The following is an 8616-nucleotide window of genomic DNA, read 5'->3' as shown; positions in this document are numbered from 1 at the left end:
GGCGGGGCGGGCGCCGGGGCCCGGGCGGCGCTGGCCGCCGGGGCGTGCGGGCCGGGCGGGGCCGGGCACACGGCGGCGCGGCGGTTCCCTGTCGGACACTTCCGTCACCTGCCGGGGGTCGAGGAGCGCTGCGTGGACGGGGTGAGTGCGGGGGTGGGGGTGGGAACGGAGGCGAGGGACCGTGCGCGGGAGGTGGCGGGGGTGCTGGGGGTACCGGCGGCCCGGGGGGTGGCGGCCGGGGTGGTGACGGCCGGGGTGCCGGTGGCCGGGGTGACGGGTGTGGCGGCGGGGGTGCCGGTGGCCGGGGTGGCGGTGCGCGGGGTACGGGTCGCGGTCGGCGAGGCGGCGAGGACCTCGGGTGGCCGGGTCGCCGGGTCCCGCAGGGCCGAGTCCCGGGCGACCGCCCCGGGGACGCCCCTGACGGTGCCGTCCGGGTTGAGGAAGGCGGGATCGCCGCCGGGGACCATGCCGAGTTCACGGGCGCGGCGCTGGAGGGCGTCGGGCGCGGAGTACGCGTCCACGTCCCGTTGCAGCGCCTGCTCCTCGTCGGTGAGGGTCTTGGTGCCCTTCTGGAGGTCGTCGAGGTGGAAGGAGCCCTCGCTCAGCGCGGAGTTCAGCACGAGCAGGCCGATCAGTCCGCCGCCGAGCAGGAGCACCACGAGCAGGACGAAGGGGGTGCGGGCGGCGTTGGCCGCGCCGGCGGGGAGAAGCCGGGCGAGCCGGGCGGCCCGGCCCTTGAGTTCGGGTTTCCTGTTCACAGGCCCTCCCGGCGGGTTCGCTTTCCCGACCCGTGGTCGCGTCGCGGGGGTGTGCCGCCGGCCGCCGGCCGCGCCGTGCGTTCGGGTGTCCCACTCACTCGCTCTCCCCCTCCCTGCGCCTCACTCGGCCTCCTCACGGATGCGCTGGGCCCCGCGCAGCCGCGCGGGTGCCGCTCGCCGGTTCTCGGCGACCTCTTCCTCGGTGGGAAGTTCGGCACCACGGGTGAGCAGCTTGAGCCGGGGCTGGTAGCGCTCGGGCACCACGGGCAGGCCGGGCGGCGCGGTGGTGGCGGCGCCTGCCGCGAAGACCTGCTTGACCAGACGGTCCTCCAGCGAGTGGTACGAGAGCACGGCGATCCGGCCGCCGACGGCGAGCGCCTTCACGGCGGCCGGGATCGCCCTCTCCAGGACGCTCAGTTCGCCGTTGACCTCGATGCGCAGTGCCTGGAAGGTGCGCTTGGCCGGGTTGCCGCCGGTGCGCTTGGCGGCCTGCGGCAGGGAGTCGCGGATCAGTTCGACGAGCCGCGCGCTGTTGTCGAACGGCTCCTTCTCGCGCTCGCGCACCACGGCGGAGACGATCCGCTTGGCCTGCTTCTCCTCGCCGTACGCGCGCAGGATCCGTACCAGTTCGCCCGGTGCGTAGGTGTTGAGCACCTCGGCCGCGCTGATCCCGGTCGTCTGGTCCATGCGCATGTCGAGCGGGGCGTCCTGGGCGTACGCGAACCCTCGGTCGGCCTCGTCGAGTTGCATGGAGGAGACGCCCAGGTCGAACAGGACGCCCTGGACGCGCGGGACGTCCAGGCGGGCGAGCACGTCGGGCAGTTCGTCGTAGACGGCGTGCACGAGGGTGGCGCGTTCGCCGAAGGGCGCGAGCCGCTCCGCGGAGAGGCGCAGCGCTTCCTTGTCGCGGTCCAGGGCCACCAGCCGTGCCTCGGGGAACCGGGTGAGGAGCGCCTCGCTGTGGCCACCGAGTCCGAGCGTGCAGTCGACGACGACGGCTCCCGGCTCGGCGAGGGCCGGGGCCAGCATGTCCAGGCACCGCTGGAGCATCACCGGGACGTGTCGACTCTGGCTCAAGGGGCCCTCTCAGATCCGGCACGGTCGCACGCACCGCCGGGTCCCCACCCGCTCGAGAAGGGGAGGCCTGCTGCCGCCGGGTGAGTGGCGTCAGCCGACCGGGAGCGGGAGGAGGCCGAGCCGTACGTACGCGCCGCGCACGCGGGGAAGACGCCGGTAAATCGCCGGGTCTCCGGGGGAAAACAGTCCAGCAGGGAGTCTCGACTCCCGCTTCGCGTCACTTTAGTCCACGCCGTCTCGCGGTCAATCAACCGGCCTGCGCGTCGCGGAGCGCTCCTCGATCAGGCCCCGGACGAAGCCGTGCATCGGCGAAGATCACCCATACAGACGGTACTGAGAGCCCATGTGGGTTACCTCACAACAAGGGATGATGGCGTTCTTTGTCCACCCTCACAGCAGGACTACTTCATACGTGACCAGTAACGTCATAGCTATGACGACTTCTGCATCCGTACCCACTGAGCCCGAAGACGCCATATCGGCCCGCGGCGTCGCCCCCGACGGCACCGTGACCGATCGCCTCGTCGACGCGAACGGCCGGTACGCCGCCGCGTTCACCGATCCCGGGATGGACGCACGGCCCGTGCTGCACGTGGCCGTGGTCGCGTGCATGGACGCCCGGCTCGACCTGCACGCGGCGCTGGGGCTGGAGCTCGGCGACTGTCACACCATCCGCAACGCGGGCGGTGTGGTCACCGACGACGTCATCCGCTCCCTCACGATCAGCCAGCGGGCGCTCGGCACCCGTAGCGTCGTGCTCATCCATCACACCGGCTGCGGTCTGGAGTCCCTCACCGAGGAGTTCCGGCACGACCTGGAGATGGAGGTCGGCCAGCGTCCCGCCTGGGCGGTCGAGGCCTTCCGGGACGTCGAACAGGACGTACGCCAGTCGATGCAGCGGGTGCGCACCTCCCCGTTCCTGCTCCACACGGAGGACGTGCGCGGCTTCGTCTTCGACGTGACGACAGGTCTGCTGCGGGAGATCGATCCCGCCTGAACGCGCCCACCGGCCCCCTCGTACAACCTCAGGGGGCCGCCGTGGGACCCTCGCTTCACGAAACAACCCCGACCTTCCGGCGCCCAAAAGCCCGTAAGACCCGACATATCGCAGCCAGTTATCCACAGGCGAGTGACACGAACCGGTAACGGCAACAAGAATGCGGGTGTGGCGTCACGCGGAACTTCACGCGTGGTGTCCGTTTTTCGGGGTGGGCCGGTCCGCACAGGGCGTCGGCCCGAGAAAGGGCCGAGGAGGGCCGGGTGACGACCTATGACGATCGAGCGAGCCTCACGGATCTGACCGCCACTGTGGAGCGAGTCCGCAGTTCGGTGGAAGGAGTGATCGAGGGCAAGCCAGAGGTCGTACGGCTTTCGCTGACCGTGCTGCTCGCCGAGGGGCATCTTCTGATCGAGGATGTCCCGGGCGTCGGCAAGACCATGCTCGCCAAGGCGCTGGCCCGGTCCATCGACTGCTCGGTGCGGCGTATCCAGTTCACGCCCGACCTGCTTCCCTCGGACATCACCGGTGTGTCCATCTGGGACCAGCAGCGCCGGGACTTCGAGTTCAAGCCGGGCGCGATCTTCGCGCAGATCGTGATCGGCGACGAGATCAACCGCGCCTCGCCCAAGACGCAGTCCGCGCTCCTGGAGTCGATGGAGGAGCGCCAGGTCACCATCGACGGGACCACCTACGAACTGCCCAGCCCCTTCATGGTGGTCGCCACGCAGAACCCCGTCGAGATGGAGGGCACCTACCCGCTGCCGGAGGCCCAGCGCGACCGTTTCATGGCCCGTGTCTCCATCGGCTACCCCAGCGCGGAGGCCGAACTCCAGATGCTGGACGTCCACGGCGGCGTGAACCCGCTGGACGACCTCCAGCCGGTGGCGCACGCGCACGAGATCGTGAAGCTGATCGACGCCGTCCGCACGGTCCATGTCGCGGACAGCGTCCGGCGGTACGCGGTCGACCTGGTCGCCGCCACCCGCACCCACCCCGACCTGAGACTCGGCGCCTCGCCGCGTGCCACGCTGCACCTGCTGCGCGCGGCGAAGGCGTCCGCCGCCCTGAGCGGCCGGGAGTACGCGCTGCCGGACGACATCCAGGCGCTCGCCGTGGCGGTCCTGGCACACCGTCTGCTCCCCACCGCCCAGGCGCAGCTGAACCGTCGTACGGCCGAGCAGGTCGTCCAGGAGATCCTCCAGCACACCCCGGTTCCGGCCGCACCCCAGCAGCAGGCCGGCTCCGCCTTCACCATGGGCCGCGGCGCGCCCGCGTTCGGCCAGCAGCCGCCCCGGAGGCTGTGATGTCCGGGGGGACGGGCGCCGCCGAGGACGAGAAGGGCGGCCTGCGCACCGCGCTCGCCGGTCTCACCACACGCGGACGCTCCTTCCTGGCCGCCGGGGTCGCCGCCGTGATCTGCGCGTACGTCCTGGGGCAGAGCGATCTGCTCCGGGTCGGTCTGCTGCTCGCGGCGCTTCCGCTGGTCTGCGCGACCGTGCTGTACCGCACCAGGTACCGCGTCGCGGGCAGTCGCAGGCTCTCCCCCGGGCGCGTACCCGCCGGCTCCGAGGCCCGGGTCCATCTGCGGATGGACAACGTCTCCCGGCTGCCCACCGGACTGCTGATGCTCCAGGACCGGGTGCCGTACGTCCTCGGGCCGCGGCCCCGGTTCGTCCTGGACCGGGTGGAGGCGGGCGGCCGCCGCGAGGTGTCCTACCGGGTGCGCTCCGACCTGCGTGGCCGCTATCCGCTGGGGCCGCTGCAACTGCGGCTCACGGACCCCTTCGGCATGTGCGAGCTGACGCGTTCCTTCTCCACGTACGACACCCTGACGGTCATCCCGCGCGTGGAGTCGCTGCCGCCGGTGCGGCTGACCGGCGAGGCGAAGGGCTACGGCGAGGGACGCCAGCGCTCGCTGGCGCTGGCCGGCGAGGACGACATCATCCCGCGCGGCTACCGCTACGGCGACGACCTGCGCCGGGTGCACTGGCGCCTGACCGCGCGCTACGGCGAACTGATGGTCCGTCGTGAGGAACAGCCGCAGCGCTCCCGCTGCACGGTACTGCTCGACACCCGGGGCATCGCCTACGAGGGCGCGGGTCCCGACTCGGCCTTCGAGTGGGCGGTTTCGGGCACGGCGTCGTCGCTGGTGCACATGCTGGAGCGGGGTTTCTCGGTCAGGTTGCTGACGGACGACGGCAGTTCGGTGCCCGGGGAGGGCGCCGACGGGTTCGCGGGCGCGAGCCAGCAGTCGGCGGACGCCGCCGGGCTGATGATGGACACGCTCGCGGTGATCGACCACTCGGACGGCACGGGGCTGTCCCGCGCCTACGACGTCCTGCGCAGCGGGAACGAAGGGCTGCTGATCGCCTTTCTCGGAGACCTGGACGAGGAGCAGGCGACGGTGCTCGCCAAGATGCGCCAGCGCAGCGGTGGAGCCATCGCCTTCCTGCTGGACAGCGAGGCCTGGGTGCGGGAACCCACCGACGTCCCGGGCCCGTTGGGCAGAAGCGAGGATCGACTGCGCATGCTGCGCGAAGCGGGCTGGACCGCCGTGACGGTGCCGCGTGGCGCGGATCTCGCCGACCTGTGGCGGCTGGCGGACCGGCAGCGCACGGGCGCGGCGTCCACGGGGAGCACGGCAGGGGGTGGCGTCCGATGAGCGGGCGCGCTCGCCTGACGCTGTGCTCGACGGCGGCCACGCTGATGGCGGCGTGCGCCCTGCTGCCGCTGATCGATCCGGTGACCTGGCTGTTCCAGGCCGCGTTCCTGCTGGCGTTGCAGGCCGGTGTGGGCGCGCTGACCCGGCGGGTCCCGCTGGCCCGGCCGCTGACCGTGGCGGCGCAGGCGCTGGTGACGCTGATGCTGCTGACCCTGGTCTTCGCCCGGCAGCAGGCACTCCTCGGGTTCGTCCCCGGACCGGAGGCGTTCCAGCACCTCGGCGACCTGCTCCGGACGGGCACGGACGACGTCGGTCGGTACGCGATACCGGCGCCGCTGTCCGACGGCATCCGCCTGATGCTGGTCGGCGGTGTCCTGGTGATCGGGCTCGCGGTGGACGCGCTCGCGGTGACCTTCCGCAGCGCGGCTCCCGCCGGACTCCCGCTGCTCGCGCTGTACTCGGTCGCCGCGGGGCTCTCGGGCGGCGGGGCCGCCTGGCTGTGGTTCCTGCTCGCGGCCGGCGGCTATCTGATGCTGCTTCTGGCGGAGGGCCGTGACCGGGTTTCGCAGTGGGGGCGTGTCTTCGGCGGCGCACCCCGCGCACAGGGCCCGGACCTCTCGTCGGGCGCGACCGCACCGGTCCGTACGGGGCGGCGCATCGGCGCGGTCGCGCTGGGTGTCGCCCTGGTGGTGCCGCTCGGTCTCCCCGCGCTCGACGGTGGTCTGCTGAACGCCGCCGGTGCGGGCGTCGGCCCGGGCTCCGGTGGCGGCGGCACGATCTCCGCGGTGAACCCGCTGGTCTCCCTGCGCGACAGCCTGAACGTGGACGAGGACCGCCAGGTCATGTCCTACCGCACCAACTCCGAGAACACCCAGGACATGTATCTGCGGATCGTGTCCCTGGACGACTTCGACGGCACGGCCTGGAAGCCGGCCCAACGGCACATCCAGGACGTGCCCGACACGTTCCCGACACCGATCGGCCTCGGGGCGGACGTCCGGCGCAGCGAGATCCGCACCCGCATCGCGGCGGCCGACTGGTACGCGCAGGACTGGCTTCCGATGCCGTATCCCGCGAGTCACGTGAGCATCAAGGGCAGTTGGCGCTACGAGCCGGTGGGCCGCACCCTCGTCGGTGACCACGGCCAGAACACGCGCGGTGTCCAGTACGACGTCACCAGCCTGATCGTCCAGCCGACCGCGGCGCAGCTCGCGGACGCGCCGGAGCCGTCGGCCGCCCTGCGGCGCGAGTTCACCAAGGTGCCCGAGTCGCTGCCCTCGGTGGTGGCCCGGACCGCGCGCAAGGTCACCGAGGGCTCGGCGAACCACTACGAGCAGGCGGTCAAGCTCCAGGACTACTTCGCGGTGAACGGCGGATTCACCTACGACACCCAGGTGCAGGTCGGCAGCGGCTCGGCCGCGATCGCGCGCTTCCTGAGGGACAAGCAGGGCTTCTGCGTCCACTTCTCCTTCGCGATGGCCTCGATGGCCCGGACGCTGGGGATACCGGCCCGGGTGGCGGTGGGCTTCACGCCCGGGACCCAGCAGGCCGACGGTTCGATGTCGGTGGGACTGCGGGACGCGCACGCCTGGCCCGAGCTGTACTTCGAGGGGGTGGGCTGGACCCGCTTCGAGCCGACCCCGAACCGGGGTTCGGTGCCGGACTACACCCAGACGGACACCCCCGGCCTGAACACGCCGACGTTGCCGACGCCGTCGACCTCGGCGTCCGCGGCGCCGTCCACCGCGCCGTCGGCCGGCACCACCTGCTCGGCCCAGCTGAAGCGGCTCGAGGGCTGCGCGAGCCAGTCCGCGTCGGCCGCGGTGGGCTCCAAGGACGACGGCACACCGTTGTTCCAGGTCCTGGGGCTGACCTTGTTGGGGCTCCTGGTGCTGGCGCTGCCGTTGCTGCCGATGCTGTGGCGGCTGCGGGTCCGGTCCCTGCGGCTCGGTGCGCACGGCCGTGGCGAGGAGGACGCGGCGGTCTACACGCTGGCGGCCTGGCTGGAGGTGACCGACACGGCGTGGGACTACGGGATCGTGCCGGACGAGTCCCTGACGCCGCGCAACGCCGCGGCACGGATCGTGCGGCTCGGGCTTCTCGACGGGGAGGCGGCGGAGGCGGTGCACCGGGTGGCGGCGGCGGTGGAGCAGGTTCTCTACGCTCCGCGTCCCCGGCCGGCCGCGGGACTCGCCGAGGACGCCCGCCGGGTCGCCGGTGCCCTGCGCCTCACGGCCGGCCGGACGACCCGGTTGCGGGCGGTTGTCGCGCCCCGCTCAGCCATCAGGGTGGCCTGGGCGGCCTCCGCCCGCCGGGCCGATGTGACGGCCCGCCTGGCGGCCCGCAGGCAGTCCCTGCTGCGACGCCCTTCGGGGCAGAACGGCTGACGCCGGGCAACCACGCCGGACACCACGTGTGGCCCGCATCTCCCGGCCGGGGGTGCGGGCCACACGGGTTCGCGAGCCGGGCTCGCACCGGGACGGGCAGGCGGACGGCATCCACCGCGCGCCGGGGCGAGCCGCGGCACGGGGCGAGCCACGCACCGAGGGGAGCCGCGGCACCGGGTGAGTCGCGCACCGAAGGGAGCCGCGGCACCAGGTGAGTCGCGCACCGAAGGGAGCCGCGGCACCGGGTGAGTCGCGCATCCAGGGGAGCCCCGGAACCGGGTGAGCTGGGGCAGCGGGTGAGCTGCGGCCGTCCGGTCGTGCGGTGGTCGGCTGGTGCACCGGTCGGCTCGTGGACCGTCGGCTCGCGCTCCGGTCGGCTCGGGCGCTGGTCGGGCCGTGCGCTGGTCAGCCGCGGTCCGGTCAGGGCGAGCGCCAGTCGGGCCGGGCGCTGGTCGGGCCGGGCACTGGTCGGGCCGGGCACTGGTCAGCCGCGGTCCGGTCAAGGCGAGCGCCGGTCGGGCCGGGGGCCAGCAGGCCGTGGTCCGGTCAGGCCGCACGCCAGTCAGGCCGCACGCCGATCGGGCTCTGCTCCGGTCGGGTCGCTGTGCTCTGAAGGGTCCGGTGGGTCCGGTCCCCGGGGTCGGGCTGGGCGGGTGGCGTCGCCGAAGGCAAGGGCACGTGGCATCGGGGGGGGGGGGGGGGGGCCCCCCCCCGGGGGGGACCCCCCCACCC

General features: G+C 73.0%; 6 protein-coding genes. 4 read left to right on the top strand and 2 right to left on the bottom strand.

Annotation, left to right across the window (positions count from 1 at the left end):
- Positions 1-104 precede the first annotated feature (104 nt).
- Both ACFV2J_RS31260 and rsmH read right to left on the bottom strand, forming a co-directional pair.
- Entirely contained in the window at positions 105-758 is a 654-nt protein-coding gene (locus tag ACFV2J_RS31260) for a hypothetical protein (RefSeq protein WP_385093412.1), read from the bottom strand.
- Positions 759-878: 120 nt separating this feature from the next.
- A complete protein-coding gene (rsmH, locus tag ACFV2J_RS31255; protein WP_385093409.1) occupies positions 879-1835 on the bottom strand; it encodes a 16S rRNA (cytosine(1402)-N(4))-methyltransferase RsmH in 957 nt (318 codons plus the stop codon).
- Positions 1836-2268: 433 nt separating this feature from the next.
- Here rsmH and ACFV2J_RS31250 point away from each other — a divergent pair, with 433 nt between their 5' ends.
- The 4 genes from ACFV2J_RS31250 (at position 2269) to ACFV2J_RS31235 (ending at position 7884) form a co-directional block, all read left to right on the top strand.
- Positions 2269-2832, top strand: coding sequence for a beta-class carbonic anhydrase (locus tag ACFV2J_RS31250; protein ID WP_385093406.1), 564 nt, complete (start codon positions 2269-2271; stop codon positions 2830-2832).
- A gap of 263 nt (positions 2833-3095) precedes the next feature.
- Positions 3096-4139, top strand: coding sequence for an AAA family ATPase (locus ACFV2J_RS31245; protein WP_385093403.1), 1044 nt, complete (start codon positions 3096-3098; stop codon positions 4137-4139).
- Positions 4139-5497: a DUF58 domain-containing protein gene (locus ACFV2J_RS31240; RefSeq protein ID WP_385093400.1), complete on the top strand. Its 1359-nt coding sequence runs from the start codon at positions 4139-4141 to the stop codon at positions 5495-5497. Before ACFV2J_RS31245 ends, ACFV2J_RS31240 begins: the two co-directional genes overlap by 1 nt.
- The gene (locus ACFV2J_RS31235; protein ID WP_385441772.1) at positions 5494-7884 is read left to right on the top strand and encodes a DUF3488 and DUF4129 domain-containing transglutaminase family protein; all 2391 of its coding nucleotides are present in this window, start codon (positions 5494-5496) and stop codon (positions 7882-7884) included. The genes ACFV2J_RS31240 and ACFV2J_RS31235 overlap by 4 nt, the downstream gene beginning before the upstream one ends.
- Positions 7885-8616 lie beyond the last annotated feature (732 nt).

Origin of the sequence: Streptomyces sp. NPDC059668 (assembly GCF_042734135.1) — a bacterium.
Lineage (GTDB): Bacteria > Actinomycetota > Actinomycetes > Streptomycetales > Streptomycetaceae > Streptomyces.
Note: the sequence above shows the minus strand (reverse complement) of the source record. Positions and strands in the feature narration are given on the sequence as shown.

Excerpts from the sequence above, each read along its gene's own strand:
- ACFV2J_RS31250 (WP_385093406.1), top strand. The coding sequence starts at position 2,269 with ATGACGACTTCTGCATCCGTACCCACTGAGCCCGAAGACGCCATATCG.
- ACFV2J_RS31240 (WP_385093400.1), top strand. The coding sequence starts at position 4,139 with ATGTCCGGGGGGACGGGCGCCGCCGAGGACGAGAAGGGCGGCCTGCGC.
- ACFV2J_RS31235 (WP_385441772.1), top strand. The coding sequence starts at position 5,494 with ATGAGCGGGCGCGCTCGCCTGACGCTGTGCTCGACGGCGGCCACGCTG.